Consider the following 16,424-nt stretch of genomic DNA (forward strand, 5'->3'; position numbering starts at 1 on the left):
CACTGTCTATTAAAGTTAGCCTTGTCTAATTTATTGATGAAGGCATGCTCATTGTCAAGTTCGGCTTTCAGGTGCATACACTAGTGACTGGATTAACGACCTAATCGTGAGCCGATGACTGAAACGACACCGCAAGATTCAGATCGTAGTATTGATACCCAGGCGAGCGGGTTTGAGGCTGTGCGACAGGCGCACCAAAGCGAAATGGTTGAGGACTACGTTGAACTTATTGCGGAGTTGATCCATCAGAATGGCACGGCGCGCCCGGTCGAAATAGCCGAGCGGTTGGGCGTAACCCAACCTACGGTTTCGAAGAATTTGGCCCGTTTGAAACGAGAAGGTTTCATAGAACAAATTCCCTACCGCTCACTTCAACTGACCGATGCCGGGCGTCAATTGGCGGAAGCTTGTAGAAGGCGTCACCGGATTGTCGTGGAGTTCCTGATCGCCTTGGGCGTTTCACCGGAAGTCGCAGAGCATGACGCTGAAGGCATTGAGCATCATGTAAGCGAAGAGACCCTTGCAGTTTTTAAAGGGTTCGTTGGGCGGACTGAGGAAACAAAGTAGAAACAAAAAAACCTAAGTTGTGCTGGCGAATTCTGACACTCTTAGTTTTAGAAAGACTAAGACCTCTTAAACCTTTGTTGAGCCGTTACACTAGCCCCGCAAGAACACTTGTCGCATCTGAAAAGTGAAAAATGAGCGGATTTAGTGATTGAATCTTTTCCCTAGCAGCCAAGGTAAAAATCGGTCTAGCTCATTTATTTTCATTGGGGGTCGAAACCTTTAGCCGCAGTGGCCTTACTACAGCAGCTATCCCCCAACTGAATTGGCGGACATGGTACAGTTGCGTAGGAACAAAAGACACAGCAATCGCCTGCCAGCGGTTTCAAAACTGCCTCGCATGATTTGCATTCATAAAACCACTGGCACGAGTCAATTGGCATTTTCTCGGTTTCAACGTGCCCACACCGAGGGCAGGTCAAAATGCTATCGAGCACCACAGTTTGATTTGTCATTGTCTCACATCTGCATGATTAGATAGTCGTTGATTTGAGCCTCATTGAACACGATGACCCATGCCAACGCGGTAGTCGCCGTGCTTCCGACAAGCCACCATTTCAGATTTGCCAACGTCCCGTTTAGATGCGCTAAGAACCACGAAACCGCGGCCAGCGCTGTTGAGACGGCGAGAACACAGTAGCTTGCCGCCGCTATTTTTCCGAATACTGCCAACCAACTGCCGCCCAAGCCTAACAACATCATGGCCATTGGAAGAACACAGCATGTTGCGACGCCCAGAGCTGAAACCGATCCCAAGTAGCTGAGGTTCACGTATTTCTTCATCTTTTGCTCCCGAGATGCTCGATTTGATTGTGTTGAAGCACCGGTATTCAGAGCGTATAACACCTGTAGTAACTACAGGATCAAGTGGAGGCACTTCACATGATTGCGATAGGTGAGGCTTCCCGGCAATCCGGGGTTGGCATAGAAACCATCCGCTACTACGAACGCGAAGGTATCGTACCAAGACCTGTGCGAGCTCTGAACAATCGTCGCCTCTATGCAGCAAGCGATGTGGGAAGACTTCGATTTTTGAAGAGGTGCCGCGACCTGGGATTTCCTCTCCCAGACGCAAAGGCGCTTTTAGAGCTGTCAGAAGGAAGTGCCGAAGACTGCCGGTCGGTGAAAGAGCTGGCCGAGGCGCATATTTCTAGCGTTCGAAGCAAGATTGATGAGCTCAGACGTCTGGAGCACGCCTTGAGTGAGCTTACTGCCAATTGTGATAGTGGTAACGTTCACTGCCCGATGCTGCAAAGTCTGCGAACGATGGATGATATCTGACTCTGGACACTGGGCGGAAACTCAGGGTCTGAGATTTAGCCAGATCACCTCAGACCAAGGTCTGTGGTGCGGTAACAGATTGTAGTTCATAGTCGATTTCACGATGAGAGCGAAAGTAACTGACCTGACGATTGGCAATTGGTCGTTGTCGCGAGTCTTTCTTGCGGCAAGTATCTTCGTGATGGGTACTGCTACCGCAATCGTTGGGGTCTGGGTGTCTAATCGAATTCAGAACGCAGTCGTGCAAAACTCCGCCAACTCCGCAGCGCTGTATATGGAAAGCGTAGTTTCCCCGCTCAGCCAGGAATTGGCACATGGCGACCGCCTTTCTGAGCAGGCGAGCCTGGCGCTGGATGAGATATTCATGACCCAGCCAATGCGTGACCGTATCGTTTCCTACAAATTCTGGAAGCAAGGTGGTGTGATTGCGCATGCCTCGGATACAGACATCATAGGAAACCGTTTCAATCCAACGGATGATTTAAGGCGAGCGTGGAACGGTGATATCTCCGGCTCTTTCGAAGAGCTTGATCATGCCGAGAGCGCCGCCGAGGCGGCATTGGGGATACCACTGCTTGAAGTTTACAGCCCCATCCGCGAACTCTGGTCCGGCGAAATCATCGCAGTTGCGGAGTTCTACGAAAGAGCTGACCAGCTTGAGTTAGACTTAGCCAAGGCTAGGCGAACAAGTTGGTTGGTCGTCGGCTCCGCATTTCTGGCAAGTACAATTGTTTTGTATTCCATCGTCGCAATTGGCGACAAAACAATTCGACGACAGGGGTCTCTTCTTAAACAGCGGTTGAAAGAAAGTGAGAAGATGGCTGAGCAGAATGCGCTGCTGCGGTCGCGTGTGGTCGAGGCGTCAGAAAGATATACCACGCAAACAGATCGGTTCCTCAAGAATCTTGGAGCTGAGCTACATGATGGCCCTGCGCAATACCTGTCGCTCGCCGCCCTTAGACTGGAGGCGGCGTTTTCCAAAGAGTCGGAAAGGCCTAAAGAGGCAGTGGAAATTCAGCAGTCTTTGCAAAAATCGCTGGCTGAAATTCGTGCAATTTCGCGAGGGCTGTCCGCGCCAGATATCGATAGCCTGCCACTCGTCGATGTTGTGAAGAGAGCCGTAGAGGATCACGCCGAACACAGCCCGTTGCGACCGGATATTTCATTCCTGGGTAGCCAGGCTCCGGAGTTGTCATTGTCCGACAAACTGTGCGTTTTTCGGTTCCTCCAGGAAACGCTTTCCAATGCGGCGAGATATGCTCCAGCTTCCAAGTGCACTGTTATCGCTGAGGCGCAGAACGACCGCATAGTTGTAAAGATCACAGACGACGGACCAGGATTTGACAGGTCAGAAGAAACCGCGTTGCGAGACAATGGTGGCCAGGGGCTTATGGGCTTGCGAGATCGGGTCGAGAGTATTGGTGGCAGGTTCGACGTCGCATCGAGGCCGGGCGAAGGCACCACCATAGCTATGACACTATTTCCCAGAAAGTTAGGCACATCATGACCACATCTGTCGTAATAGCCGATGATCACCCGATATTCAGGGATGGTTTGCAACGCACGTTGGATGAAGCTGATGGCTTCGAAGTTTTAGCCGCTGGGTCCAGTGCTGAAGAGGCAGTATCGCTGGTCGGCGCGCATCAGCCGGACATAGCTATTCTTGACCTCTCGATGCCCGGTGGCGGGATAAGCGCGACACGTAAAATCGCGGCAATGGCAAATCCACCCGTCATTGCAATCTTGACGGTCTCAGAGAACAGCGGCGATGTCGCGGACGCCTTGGAGGCGGGTGCGATTGGGTACATTGTGAAGGGAGTAACCGCGAGCGAACTAACCGCTTCTTTACGAAGCATCGCCGCAGGTGAAGGGTTCGTTTCTCCTGGCTTGGCCTCGAGGGTACTTCTTCAAATCAACGCTGACACCGGCATGTCTGTTAACAGCAGCATTCTAGATGACCTTACACATCGTGAGGAAGAAATACTGAGACGTGTGGCCAAAGGACTGAGTAATCGTGAAATCGCTGACGAGTTAGACCTCCAGGAAAAGACCGTGAAGCACTACATGACCGCAGTTCTGTCCAAGCTTCATGCGCGAAATCGGGTAGAGGCCGCGCTCATTGCACATGATGTTTGGAACAAGGGAGAATAGCTGCGGTCTCTTTGACGACGGTGGCGGCCCCTCACCAAAAAGAAGCCGCCAACGGATTATCGACTGGAATTGCAGCTCAGTTGGCGACCGACTGTAACCTCCGGCGATCAGAGGCCGTTGCGTTTCTTTCAACAACAGTCCGGTTGTAAGGGTCTTTCAACTCGTAACGCCCAAACTCGATCTCCTCTTTCCAACCATTGGCATAATTTACTTCGATATTGTTGCCTTGGCGTTCGATTTTCGTGGGTCGACTTCCAGCAGTGCCGCCTTGCCCAGATGAGCGTACATTGTCGATTGAGATACCATTCGCCAAGGACCGAAGCCTTGAAACGTCAGCACCGGTCGCGGCGCGCTCCTCAACAGTCCGGTTCTGAGCATTCTTTCTCTCATACCGCCCGTGTTCGATCTCTTCCTTGGTTCCGTCGGCGTAACGCACTTCAATGCCGTTGGCGTTCGTTTCGACCTTTGTTATCCCAGCCGAACCCGACGATTTACCCCCTGAATTAGACTTATCCTTCTTTCCGCTGCCCTTATTGGAGCGTTTGGAGTCATCATCGTCATTATCGTCATCATCATCGTCGTCGCGAGCACTTTTTCCTGATCCCGAATTGTCGTCCCGGTCATCATCTCTGTCGTCGTCTCGATCATCGTCTCTATCGTCATCACGATCATCATCTCGGTCGCCACCACGGCCGCTATTACCCGACCCCGAATTATCATCCCGATCGTCGTCGCGATCATCATCCCTGTCATCGTCACGATCATCATCCCTGTCATCGTCACGATCATCCCCGTCTTTCCCTTTGCCGCTTTTGGCAAAGGCATATGACGGTTCAAAAAGTAGGCGACCATCCTTATCAAAGGTTGGCACATAAGGCGTCGCGGCAATCAACGAAGCCAACGCCGCGGTACCTAGAAGTTGACCCAGCTTTCTTTGAATTTTCATTTTCGCCTCCAATTTTGATCGTCACGCTTCATGACATTGGAGACAGGCTACTACCGGCCCGACTTTCCCACATCGGGCTTAGGTCTGACGAATTTCAAGCCGAACGTCTTAATCAGATCAGTCAAACCAATAGATTCTTTGCAGATCCAAATGAGCAGTTCAGTGGGGATTAACCCCGTCGCCTTTCAACTCGTCATCAGGTTCGAGGTGAATGACAAAGACGGAACCCGGGTACAGACACTCTAGTTCTTCCTCTATGTCGTTACATATATCGTGCGCTGCGCTGACTGGCATTGTGCCGTCCACAACAAGGTGAAACTCTACAAAGATAACATTCGCGGATCTGCGCCCTTTTAGGTCATGATACTCTAAGGCTGCGCCGAGGTTTGCTTCGATTGCATTAGAAACAGTCTGCAAGTCATGTTCCGACAGGCTCACATCCATCAGGCCATCGACGGATGCCCGAATAACTTTCCAGCCCTCCCACAAGATGTTCAGCGCAACAAGAATTGCCAGGATCGGGTCAAGGATCAACCAGCCGGTGACAAGCGCTAGTATCAGTCCTGCGACGACACCAACAGAAGTCATAACATCCGTAAAAATGTGGCGGGAGCTCGCTTGCAAGGCGGGCGATCCCTCGCGCCTACCTGTCCTAAGCAAGAGGTAGGCCCATGCACCGTTCACACCCGTTGCAACGATATTGACGGCAATTCCAAGCAGCGGCGCATCCTCAAGATGCGGGTTCGGGAGCACCAGTACAGCTTCTTTGATGATCAAGAACGCCGCCAATACAATCAGCGCGCCCTCAACCACGGCTGAAAGATACTCCGCTTTTTTATGACCAAAGGGGTGGTTTTGGTCAGGAGGCTTATTGGCAACCCGAACTGCGAAATACGCCAACAAAGCCGCGACAACATTCACGGTTGATTCCATTGCGTCTGACAACAAAGCCAACGAACCTGTCAGCCACCAAGCCAACAGTTTCAGGGCCAGTACCGCAATGGATATCGGGATAGACCAAAGAGCGAATTTTTGTGTCATTTGGCCGCGACCCTCAGTCAATCATGAACAGAAACTCGGGTGATTGGTGAGCTCCGATGTTCAAAACGTAAAACAGGTGTTTGGCGAAAAGGGAATAGGTCTTACGGCATCCTATTGGCGACAGCATCTGGTCGCCGCTGCGTGGCGCCAAACGACTGTTATTCGGATGAAAGCCCGGTCGACGAAACAGGAACAGCCTTGAGGTAGGCGGCAATCGCCAAACGGTCCTCATCCGTCAGCCGTGAGGTGTTCTCGATGACCTCCACCATCTCACCACCCGCACTGTCATAGTCTGGTGTAAAGCCAGATTTTAGGTATTCGGCAATGTCTGCCTCTGACCAATCAAGCTGGTCTGAGGTTAAGCCGGGGATACGACCTTTCCCGTTTGGATTTGGTGCACCCGTCAGCCAAAGGTCTCGTTTCAGGCCCCCTAAACCATTTCGCGGGGTATGGCATTCAGCGCAATGACCCAGCGCCTCGACCAAATACCTGCCATGTTTTTGTTGGTCGGTCAGATCACCTTCAACCACCCAGCCTGATGACATGAACAAGAGCTTCCATCCCCCCAATCCGCGCCGAACGCTGAAAGGAAAACCTACGTCATGCGCAACACTTTCCGTTGCGGCCGCTGGCAGCGTGCCGAGGAATGCGTGTAGCGAAACCACGTCTTCGGCCGACATGTTGGCGTAAGAGGTATAGGGAAACGCTGGGAAATAGTGCTGCCCTTCGGGTCCGGTTCCATGGATCAAGGCACTGGCCAGATCCAGGGCAGACCAGGATCCGATACCAGTTTCCGGGTCACTGGAAATGTTGGGGGCAATGAACGTACCGAATTCCGTCTCAAACCGGCGACCACCAGCGAGCACGAGCTTGTCTTCACCGACCGCATCCGGCGATGAATGACAGGATGCGCATCCCCCCGCGTGGAACACGATTTCACCTCGGGCAAGATCTGGGTTCAAACCGTCGAGTCGTGATTGCTCCATTCGTTGAGGTCGGGTCAGCACCAAACCGGCCAACCCGACCAACACAATGACGATTGCGACAAAGAAAAGAAAGCGCCGCACCGTCAGTGCCCAATCAGTTCTTTGGAGCTCTGTATGCTTTGTGACATGCCGAACAGCTTCCGCCCAGATCGCCCATCGCTGCTTTTAGGGCATCAACATCTTGACCTGCCGCAGCCTGCATCGCAACAGCGGCGTCTGCCATGGCCTGCCCTTTCGCACCAACGTCAGGGAAGCTCTCCCAGATCGCAGGCAATGCACGGGTGGTCGGATCGGACGCATTGTCAGATCCCTGGGGCCACATCGCGGATTGATCGATTTGTGTCAGTACAACAAGATTATTCGCGGCCCGAGTTGCGGCCTCGGCATCATAATCGACCTCTCCCTTAGCCATTCCGCCAAGTGTACCAAGATTGAAGGCATAGAGTTGCATGATTGAGGTACGAGCTTTCACAGCTGGGTTTTCACTTTCTTGGGCGATGGCTGTGCCAATGGCGGCCAATGACAAAAGACCTGCCGCGAATACTGAGAACTTCTTCTTCATGATGTGTCTCCCTGTTTAATGCTCCGAATGTTAGCTTGAACAATTTTTCTTGTAATTGTTTGTTATTGGTCGTCACTTGTTAATTTATGAACAACGAAAACTGGGATGATATTCGGTTCGCGCTCGCCGTAAGCAAATACGGCTCACTCAATGCAGCGGCAGCGGCACTGGGCGTCACGCATGCGACCGTGTTGCGAAGGGTGGCCGCATTCGAAGAGCGCAATAGCTGTGTGATTTTCCAGAAAAGCCCTTCGGGATACTCCGCCCTGCCCGAGGCCAGAGCAGTTCTGTCGGCTATGGAAAGCGTCGAAGATGCGGTGCTATCGGTCGAACGTGCGCTTGTAGGAGCAAACCGGTCTCCGGTAGGTCACGTACGTATCGCGTCAACTGACAGCCTTTGCCAGCTTGTTTTGCCCCAAATACTTAAAGAGATATCCCAGTTATACCCTGGCTTGGAGCTGACTTTATTGAGCGGCAACAGCCATCATGATTTATCGAGATTAACTGCGGACATCGCCGTAAGACCCTCCATAAAACTTGAAGAAGGGCTTGTTGGGGAACGCGCAGGTACGCTGTCATTTGGAGTTTTCGACGACGGCGGCACCAATCGAAAATGGTTGCGGCTTGATGGGGCATTGAGTCGTTCTCTTCCAGCAAAATGGCTTGCCGATCATGTCAGTGCGGATGAAATGACCAACGGAGCAGATAGCTTCTTAGTGCTTCAGCAGATGGCTGCATCTGGGGTGGGCAGAGCGTTTCTGCCTTTGTTCATCGGGAACGCGGACCCTCGGCTTCAGCTATCGAGCGAGATGGATCCTGGAATTGATGTTCCACTGTGGGTCGCGACACTTGATGAAATAGCACACACTCCGAGGTTTGCCATTGTACAACGAGCTTTGGTTGATCGCATAGCCAACAAAACACTCTGCCGCTGAGAACAACGGGAAGTCGCGCCCTCGCTCAGGCGGACTGTACGCTTTCAGGCCTTCAAGGGTTTCGTCCGGTGGCAGGAAGCGCGCGATCATTACGGTTACGAACGTCGCAAAAGGCGCGGCTGACCTCTAAGGCAACTCCATTGGATAAAACCGTGTCCTCAGCTTGCGTCTGCGGGCTGCAGCACTATTGCCGAATAGCATTACCTCGTCCCAAAGACAGCTTCGCTGCCTGACCTACAAATCAGCCCTGATTTTCCGAAAGGGAAGTCAGATCAAACCAAACAGTCCGTCGGAGCATGAACTGGGGGCGGTGGGTTAGTTTATGAAGCAAATGTCAAATTCAACTAATTTCTAACATTGGGGGCGTCTTCTGATGACGAACGTCCACCGCTTTTCTGGTCCAACCATGACGGTTAGATCGGGTTCGTTTGACTTTAAACAACAGGAGTGTGGTGAGACACACAGCTTCGCCATTTGATAGATATTAGCTTACTGATTTTATATGTTATTTTTCCTCAGAGGAGCGCAGACATAAACATTCGCAAGTCAAGGCATTTCCGGTTAGTCAGCGCCCTTCTTAGAATTTCTCAGGTATTCGCTGCGCCTCGACTAATGAGCAAACGCGCTTCTCGCTGACATCCACCGTGGTTTGCGCCGACTGGCGATCAGAGCCCGCACTAGGCCTTCGGCATCATCCATAGCGTTGTTCGTTTCGCAAATCGTGATGTCCAGGTCGTCTAAATTCGTTTTGTAGAGCTCCGAACAACGAGTCGTGTGGCGAGCTCTTCGGATTTAGGTGCCTGATCAGAAGCGATCCAATCGGCTAGCGCGTCTGCTGCTCGTTCACCCATCTTAGAAACAGGTAGATGCACGCTTGTCAGAGGCGGAACGGTCACGGACGAAATTGGAAGGTCGTCAACGCCCATCATAGAAATCTGGTCCGGGACCCTGATGTTTTGCGCTTGAAGACCAAGCAAAACCCCAAGCGCAACGACGTCAGATAGGCATAAAATTGCATCTGGCTTGGTGTTTAGACCGCCGAGGTGTTTTGCAACGTTTACTCCGCCCTGATGGCTGATCTCGGTTTCGAAGGTTGAAAGATTTCCAGCGAAGGGAAAGGTTGTAATGCCTGCAAGGCGAGCTCGTGTGCGATCATTGTCGTGAACCGGGCCATGTACGACAGCAATGTCACGATGTCCGAGATCTGCAAGGTGCTGCAATGCAAGTTGCGCCGCGGCTGCGTTATCATACCCGATGGTCGGCAACGGGTTTTCGGGGTCAAAGAAAGACGTAATGATTGTTGGCAGCATAGTGCGCTCGATCAGATCGAGCAGCGCGGCATTGTGTGTGGCTCCGGTGACAATCAGCCCCTCAGCTCCGATATCCAGCAGGCTTTTGGCTTTCTTGGCTTCGATATCCAGATTTGCCTCGGTGGTTGCTACGATCAGTGACAATTGGTGGTCCGACAGCTTGCGCTCTAGCGCCGCAAGAAAGCGGGCAAAGATCGCGTTGTCCAGAGTTGGGACCAATGCGCCGACAAATCTAGTGCGTCCGGAGTTGATCGCGCGCGCGGCCGCACTTGGGACAAATTTGAGGTCAGCGATGGTGGCTTGAACTTTTTCCAGAGTATCTTTCTTAACCACACTCGGTTCGTTCAACACGCGCGACACCGTCGCGACAGACACGCCCGCAGCCTTTGCTACATCTCTGAGATTTGCGCGTTTTTTAGGCTCTGGGGCTTTTTGCATCGTAGGATTTGGTGTCCATTTCGCGGATTTCTGAGTAAAGAGTTGACATATGTAACTAGTTTCATCAACCTCTGTAACTAGTTACATTTTGGGAATTCAGCAGCGATATGCAGGGGTCATCCGTCTTACACGCGTTTACCAACTCGGGGTTTGACAGCCCTGGCCGCCTGTTTCCTGGGTTTCAGAACGCTTCTGACACCCGCATGCACATCCTTACCCCACGTGAGGCTGTTCGACTGGTCGTAAAGCACGGTGATTTGCTTTCGATAGAAGGGGTTGGTCCAAAGCAAGCACTGGATGTTGTGGCGTTCACCAATGATGGAAAGTCGGGACTGGCGGCGCTGAGTTTGACAGCAACCGGGCACGTCAAATGGGACGATTTTGATAGTACACAGCTCCTGACTTGGGTTACGGCGCATGGCGGCAGTCGGCAGGTTCCCTGTCACAGGCTGGACCACATACCCGAGCCGCTGATTCTCCGCGCAGACCACACGGTTACTGTCTGGGTGATAAGTACAACCGGGGTTACAGGGTTGATTGAAGGCAGTGCGACCGGGAACATCACAGTCTTGCACAAACCAGCAATGGTCAAAGGGCCGCCTTTGCCACCTTTGCTGGGTGATACACGGGACGAATTCACCGTGCAACGCGGCAGCGCTCTGGCCTATGAACTGAAGGCTGGAGAATTTGTTCAAATCATCGACATTGAAGGCCAGCAGTGTTCTGACTTCATGGCGCTGCGAACTGATGGGCTGGATCGTGGCCAGGAATGGATGATCGATTCAACTGCCACTCGGTCGATGGTGCGCCGTGCCTATCCCGGCCCCGGCTTGCTGGACAAGTTCTTTGATCGTGAGATGCGCCCGCTGTTGAATGTGGTTCAGGATACCTGCGGTCGGCATGACACATTCGGGCTAGCCTGTACCGCTCGCGGGTATGAGGAGCGAGGGTTCCCCGGCCATCTGAACTGTTCGGATAATATGTCAAATGCCTTGGCCCCTCACGGTGTTTCACAGCGGGCTGCGTGGCCTGCAATCAACTTCTTCTGGAATACATGGATCGACCCGACAAACCATCACATTCTAACCGAGGAATCCCACTCGCGTCCCGGTGACTATGTCGCCATGCGCGCGCTTGAGGATCTGGTTTGCGTCTCGACCGCCTGCCCGGACGACATTGATCCCATCAATGGCTGGAACCCGACCGATGTGCATGTACGCATCTACCGCCCCGAAACGCCCATCCGCCGTGCGGTTGCCTATCGTGAAAAGGAAGACGCGCCCATGTCGATCAGTCAGGAGTCGGCCTTTCACGACCGTCTGGCCCCGTTAACCCAGCATTTCGCACCTGCGCGCGACCTATGGGCGCCCGTCAGTTACCCTGCCCACGGCACGTTGGGTGAATACTGGGCGTGTCGCGAGGCGGTGACTGTTCAGGACATGAGCGGACTTCGCAAATTTGATATTGTCGGCCCGGATGCCGAGGCTCTGATGCAATTGGCCACCACGCGCAATGTGGCGAAGCTACCGGTCTGGCGCGGGTCTTATACATTGATGTGTGACGAGAGCGGCTCGGTGATCGACGATGGCACCCTGTTCCGAATTGCGTCCGAAATCTTCCGTTGGTGTTGCGGCACCGAAGAAAGCGGGCGCGCGTTGCAAGAACTGGCCGATGCGCGTGGCCTGCAAGTGCGGATCCATGCATTGCGTGGAGCAATGCCCAACCTGGCCATTCAAGGGCCAAAGTCGCGCGAACTGCTACGCAAGATCGCCTTTACGCAACCGCATGTGCCAGGCTTGGATCATCTGAAATGGTTCGGCGTCACCGTCGCGCGGCTACGTGACCGCGAGGGTGCGCCGTTTATGCTGTCACGCTCGGGGTATACCGGTGAGTTGGGGTATGAGGTCTTCTGTTCCAAATCCGACGCCGTTGCGATCTGGGATGCGGTGATGGCGGCTGGGGAAGAGTTTGGGATCACGCCAATGGGCTCGGCCGCCCTGGACGTCATCCGGATAGAGGCGGGGCTGGCCGCGGCCAATGCCGAGTTTGCGCCGGGTGTCGATGCCTTTGAGGCTGGTCTTGGCTTCGCCGTCGATCTGACAAAAACCGAATTCACTGGAAAAGCCGCACTGGAACGCAACCTACGCGAGCCACGTCGGGCGCTCAAAGGACTTTTAATCGGATGCGATGATGTGCCAGCGCACGGTGCACCCGTCTATACAGGTGAACGGCAAGTAGGTGTGGTAACGTCTGCCACCCGATCACCGACGCTGGAACACGCAATCGCAATGGCACGGTTATCCATCGAACACGCGGAAAACGGCACTCAACTTGAGATCGGTCAACTCGACGGGCGGATGAAACGCCTGCGAGCCACCGTCTCGGATATTCCATTCATAGACCCGCAACGTAAGCGGGCGCGCGCCTGAAGGCGCATGCAACTCAACGCAACGGGAGAAAGTACATGAAAAAACTGAAACTTATTGCAACCTTGACCTTTGCTTTCGGCGCAACAACGGCGATGGCACAAGAAAAGGTTATGGTGGGCGAGCCCAGCTGGCCCGGTGCCAAAATAATGAGCCGTGTGATCGGCCAGATCATTGAGACCCGCTTGGGTGGAGAAGCTGGCTATGCCCCCGGAGCAAACGCGGTGATCTTTGCCGCCATGGATGGCGGTCGTGGTGACATCGACGTACACCCGGATGTTTGGCTGCCGAACCAGTCGTCCTTCACGGATGAATATGTCGATCAGAAAGGCACCGTAGGTTTATCCTCAGGCAGTTACGAAGGCCGCGCCGGGATTTGCGTGCCAAACTACATGGTCGAAGATCACAACATCCGTTCGATCTACGACCTGGCGACACCCGTCGCGCAAGAGCTGTTTGACTCCGATGGCGACGGCATGGGTGAGGTCTGGGTTGGTGCCTCGGGCTGGGCCTCGACCAACACGTTCAAGGTGCGGGTGCGGGATTATGGGATCGAGACATTTCTGACGCCGACCACCGAAGACGAAACCGTGTTCTATTCCCGTCTGAAAGATCAGATCGACCAGAAGAAAGGCGCGGCCTTCTACTGCTACGCGCCACACTATGTGCACGCCTTATATGATGTGACCATTCTGGAAGAGCCCGAGCACGACGCGGCCACCTACAAGATGGTTCAGCCCGATCAGGATGCCGATTGGTATAACAAATCCCATGTCAGCACGGGTGAACCGGTCAAAACCGTGACAGTGGCGCATTCGAAATCGCTGGAACAGCGCAACCCGGCAGCGGCCTCTTTCCTTGCCAATATCGACATGGATGCGGGAGAGCTAAGCGGTCTGACTTATGAAGTCGTAGTCAAGGGCCGTGACACGGATGAAGTCGTAGCCGAATGGATCGCCGCCAACGGCGATATCGTCGACGGTTGGCTGGGACTGACGACCAACTAAAGCCCATGCGCCCCTGACTATCGGGGGCGCGAACCAACACAATTCCAATGGGGCCAATATGACAGCGGAAATAGCAATCGACGCAAAAGGCGTGTGGAAAGTTTTCGGTACTCGCTCCCAGGAGGCTTTGAACGCTATCCACAGCGAGGGCCTGAGCAAGGCTGAGGTGCTGGAGCGTTTCAACTGCGTTGTCGGCGTGGCTGATGCCAGCTTTGAGATCGAACGAGGTGAACTGTTCTGCGTCATGGGCCTGTCGGGTTCGGGTAAATCGACCCTTGTGCGTCATGTGAACCGTCTGCTGGAGCCCACTGACGGCCATATCTATCTGGATGGCGAGGATGTGATGGGCCTGAACGATGAAGGTCTGCGCGATCTGCGTAACCGGCGCGTTGCGATGGTGTTCCAGAACTTTGGCTTGATGCCTCACCGCACAGTCCGCGACAATGTAGCAATGCCGCTGGAAATTCGCGGAACCGGAAAAGCACGCCGCTGGGAAGAGGCGGACCGGGTGCTGGAGCTGGTCGAGCTGAACGGTTGGGAAGACAAATACGCACATGAGCTGTCAGGCGGTATGCAACAACGCGTGGGACTGGCCCGTGCGATCGCTGCAGACCCTGAAATCCTTTTGATGGATGAGCCGTTCTCGGCCCTAGACCCGCTAATCCGCAAGCAGTTGCAGGATCAGTTCATGGACCTCAGTCACAAGCTGAACAAAACCACGATGTTTATCACCCACGACCTGGATGAAGCAATCCGCATCGGCCACCGCATCGCGATCATGAAGGACGGGCGCATCGTGCAGATCGGCACGCCGGAAGAGATCATACTCAACCCCGCCGACGACTATGTGGCCGACTTTGTGGCGGGAATTTCGAAACTCAATATGATCTTCGCCCATGCGGTCATGAAACCGGTCGATGAGTTCGAGGCGCATCACGGCGAACTCCCGGAGGATGCCAAAGAGGCTCACCCAGATATGGATCTGTCCGACCTGATGAACCTCTGCGTGGACGGACATGGAGTCGTAGCTGTGACGCAGGATGGCAAGACGGTAGGTGTTATTAACCGTGCGGGTTTGATCCGCGCTATTCAGGACAGTCAGGCGTAAGGGCAACGATATGAAACATGTTGATACGCAACAGATCCAACCGGAAACCGCCGACCGCCTGAATGGGCTAATAGGAGACTTTGTCGGTCAGGGGAACGCCTATTACCAGAAGACCTTCGCCTATATGATGCAGGCCCCAGGCTATCGCTTTACATTAAACACAGCTGCAGCAATCCTCGGGCCGATCTGGTTTGGTGCACGCGGGCTGTGGTCGTGGTTTCTCGGGTTTTTGGTTCTGGAAACGCTGGCCTACATCCAGATCGGTCTGGGTTTGTTTGGTGATCTTGGGCGCGAGTTCCGCGAGCGGGCGATACAGATCGAGCAGACACTGGAGCTGCGCCGACAGCAGATTGCAGCGGCGGAGCAATCCGGGTCGACCACGTTGGAGTCGTTGAAACGCGCGGCGGAATCACTTGAAGGAGCTCTGGCTGGCGCGCAGGAGGCCGCGCGCACAGCGGACTCTACCGGTGTCACGTATCTGATCATTGGGATCGCCCTTCTGCTGGCAGTCAAGTTTCTAGCTGCTTCGCTGGCCAACTGGACGCTTGAAGGTCAATTCGCGCGCTGGCGTTCAGACCCAAGTGTAGCCCATGGCTGGTCTATCTCTCGGCTGATTGTGGCGACGGCGTTGACCGCTGTGGTGGTGATCCTGTCCATGATCAAATTTGCACAACCGGACGCGGTGGCTGTGCTCAAGACCTTCCCAACCAACCGGGACTGGCGTCTGAACGTAGGCGATGGTGTGCAAGCGGTGTTCGAGTGGACCAAGACTGCCGGGCGCGGCTTCTTTGATGGGCTGACCTATGGGATGCGCACCCTGCTGGACTGGATCGAGGTTGTGCTGGTCGATACCCCCTGGCCGGTCGTAGCTTTGGTGATCATCATGCTGGCTTACCTGTCGGCTGGTCCCCGTGTGGCGATCTTCACCGGAGCCGCGCTGGCCTATCTAGGCCTGCTGGATTTTTGGGAAAAGGCGATGACTACAATCGCCCTGTTGGGCGCCGCGGCGCTGATTTCGATCACGCTGGGCATTCCATTGGGTATCTACTGCGCCCGTCGCCCACGTGCTTTTGCCATCGTGCGGCCCATTCTAGATTTCATGCAGTCAATGCCCTCCTTCGTCTACTTGATCCCGGTGGTGGCTTTTATTGGATCTGGAAAGCCTGCAGGCGTAGTTGCAACTATGATTTTCGGTAGCCCTCCGGTAATCCGCTTTACCGTACTTGGCCTGCAACAAGTCCCTGAAACTGTGCGGGAAGCCGCTTTGGCCTTTGGAGCAACGCCTCGTTACCTGCTATGGCGGGTAGACCTGCCCTTGGCGCACAAAACCATCATGGCAGGTGTGAACCAGACTATCCTGATGTCTCTGGCAATGGTTGTTGTCGCCTCGCTGATCGGTGCCAAGGGTTTGGGCGAGGACGTGCTAGAGGCACTGCAATACGCAGCGGCGGGACAAGGAATTCTGGCCGGTTTGGCAATCTTGTTCTGCGCGTTAATCTTGGATCGGATTGTGGCCGGAAGAAAATAGCAATTGTGGCAAACGCACGATCATCCGACTGAAGTTCTAAGTGTGTTTTCAAAGCCAATTGGTAGAGGGCGCTGCCTGAAGAGCAATCCGATGCTTTGCCCATACCTCTCAAAAAAGGCTGAGAAACATCCGGTGCATTAA

16 protein-coding genes are annotated in these 16,424 nt (G+C 54.0%); 9 read left to right on the forward strand and 7 right to left on the reverse strand.

Annotation, left to right across the window (positions count from 1 at the left end):
- Nucleotides 1-114 precede the first annotated feature (114 nt).
- Complete coding sequence (gene mntR, locus ACR0A1_RS11165; protein WP_480734789.1) at nucleotides 115-567, forward strand: manganese-binding transcriptional regulator MntR; 453 nt, start codon at nucleotides 115-117, stop codon at nucleotides 565-567.
- Between the two features lie 200 nt (nucleotides 568-767).
- On the opposite strand, the gene ACR0A1_RS11170 is transcribed toward mntR, so the two are convergent.
- Together ACR0A1_RS11170 and ACR0A1_RS11175 are read right to left on the reverse strand one after the other, a co-directional pair.
- Nucleotides 768-1,019 carry a GDCCVxC domain-containing (seleno)protein gene (locus ACR0A1_RS11170; protein WP_480734790.1) on the reverse strand — a complete coding sequence of 84 codons (252 nt, stop codon included), beginning with the start codon at nucleotides 1,017-1,019 and terminating at the stop codon, nucleotides 768-770.
- A gap of 4 nt (nucleotides 1,020-1,023) precedes the next feature.
- The gene (locus ACR0A1_RS11175) at nucleotides 1,024-1,347 is read right to left on the reverse strand and encodes a hypothetical protein (RefSeq protein WP_480867498.1); all 324 of its coding nucleotides are present in this window, start codon (nucleotides 1,345-1,347) and stop codon (nucleotides 1,024-1,026) included.
- A gap of 99 nt (nucleotides 1,348-1,446) precedes the next feature.
- Between ACR0A1_RS11175 and ACR0A1_RS11180 the strand changes: the two genes are divergently transcribed.
- The 3 genes from ACR0A1_RS11180 (at nucleotide 1,447) to ACR0A1_RS11190 (ending at nucleotide 3,996) form a co-directional block, all read left to right on the forward strand.
- Nucleotides 1,447-1,845: a MerR family transcriptional regulator gene (locus ACR0A1_RS11180; protein ID WP_170597574.1), complete on the forward strand. Its 399-nt coding sequence runs from the start codon at nucleotides 1,447-1,449 to the stop codon at nucleotides 1,843-1,845.
- A gap of 103 nt (nucleotides 1,846-1,948) precedes the next feature.
- Entirely contained in the window at nucleotides 1,949-3,352 is a 1,404-nt protein-coding gene (locus tag ACR0A1_RS11185) for a sensor histidine kinase (RefSeq protein ID WP_480867500.1), read from the forward strand.
- Nucleotides 3,349-3,996, forward strand: coding sequence for a response regulator (locus tag ACR0A1_RS11190; RefSeq protein WP_480704811.1), 648 nt, complete (start codon nucleotides 3,349-3,351; stop codon nucleotides 3,994-3,996). The genes ACR0A1_RS11185 and ACR0A1_RS11190 overlap by 4 nt, the downstream gene beginning before the upstream one ends.
- Nucleotides 3,997-4,072: 76 nt before the next feature.
- On the opposite strand, the gene ACR0A1_RS11195 is transcribed toward ACR0A1_RS11190, so the two are convergent.
- The 4 genes from ACR0A1_RS11195 to ACR0A1_RS11210 form a co-directional block, all read right to left on the reverse strand.
- Nucleotides 4,073-4,942: a hypothetical protein gene (locus tag ACR0A1_RS11195; RefSeq protein ID WP_480867502.1), complete on the reverse strand. Its 870-nt coding sequence runs from the start codon at nucleotides 4,940-4,942 to the stop codon at nucleotides 4,073-4,075.
- Between the two features lie 159 nt (nucleotides 4,943-5,101).
- Complete coding sequence (locus tag ACR0A1_RS11200; protein WP_480867504.1) at nucleotides 5,102-5,983, reverse strand: cation diffusion facilitator family transporter; 882 nt, start codon at nucleotides 5,981-5,983, stop codon at nucleotides 5,102-5,104.
- A 158-nt stretch (nucleotides 5,984-6,141) separates the two neighbouring features.
- Nucleotides 6,142-7,050: a c-type cytochrome gene (locus tag ACR0A1_RS11205; RefSeq protein WP_480590372.1), complete on the reverse strand. Its 909-nt coding sequence runs from the start codon at nucleotides 7,048-7,050 to the stop codon at nucleotides 6,142-6,144.
- A gap of 13 nt (nucleotides 7,051-7,063) precedes the next feature.
- Nucleotides 7,064-7,531, reverse strand: a complete 468-nt coding sequence (locus tag ACR0A1_RS11210; RefSeq protein ID WP_480867506.1) for a c-type cytochrome — start codon at nucleotides 7,529-7,531, stop codon at nucleotides 7,064-7,066.
- An 86-nt stretch (nucleotides 7,532-7,617) separates the two neighbouring features.
- Between ACR0A1_RS11210 and ACR0A1_RS11215 the strand changes: the two genes are divergently transcribed.
- Nucleotides 7,618-8,466 (forward strand): LysR family transcriptional regulator, encoded by an 849-nt coding sequence (locus ACR0A1_RS11215; protein ID WP_170392764.1) that lies wholly within the window; start codon nucleotides 7,618-7,620, stop codon nucleotides 8,464-8,466.
- A gap of 737 nt (nucleotides 8,467-9,203) precedes the next feature.
- Here ACR0A1_RS11215 and ACR0A1_RS11220 read toward each other — a convergent pair.
- Nucleotides 9,204-10,214, reverse strand: a complete 1,011-nt coding sequence (locus ACR0A1_RS11220) for a LacI family DNA-binding transcriptional regulator (RefSeq protein WP_480867508.1) — start codon at nucleotides 10,212-10,214, stop codon at nucleotides 9,204-9,206.
- Between the two features lie 203 nt (nucleotides 10,215-10,417).
- Between ACR0A1_RS11220 and ACR0A1_RS11225 the strand changes: the two genes are divergently transcribed.
- From ACR0A1_RS11225 to ACR0A1_RS11240, 4 genes are read left to right on the forward strand one after another with little or no spacing between them, the layout of a single operon-like run.
- Entirely contained in the window at nucleotides 10,418-12,643 is a 2,226-nt protein-coding gene (locus ACR0A1_RS11225) for a DUF1989 domain-containing protein (RefSeq protein WP_255611844.1), read from the forward strand.
- Nucleotides 12,644-12,678: 35 nt separating this feature from the next.
- On the forward strand, nucleotides 12,679-13,647 hold the full coding sequence (locus ACR0A1_RS11230; protein WP_170392767.1) for an ABC transporter substrate-binding protein: 969 nt from the start codon (nucleotides 12,679-12,681) through the stop codon (nucleotides 13,645-13,647).
- A gap of 58 nt (nucleotides 13,648-13,705) precedes the next feature.
- Entirely contained in the window at nucleotides 13,706-14,755 is a 1,050-nt protein-coding gene (locus ACR0A1_RS11235; RefSeq protein WP_170392768.1) for a quaternary amine ABC transporter ATP-binding protein, read from the forward strand.
- Nucleotides 14,756-14,765: 10 nt separating this feature from the next.
- Complete coding sequence (locus ACR0A1_RS11240; protein WP_170392769.1) at nucleotides 14,766-16,283, forward strand: ABC transporter permease; 1,518 nt, start codon at nucleotides 14,766-14,768, stop codon at nucleotides 16,281-16,283.
- Nucleotides 16,284-16,424 lie beyond the last annotated feature (141 nt).

The sequence above is a fragment of the Ruegeria sp. D6 genome (genome assembly GCF_056534365.1).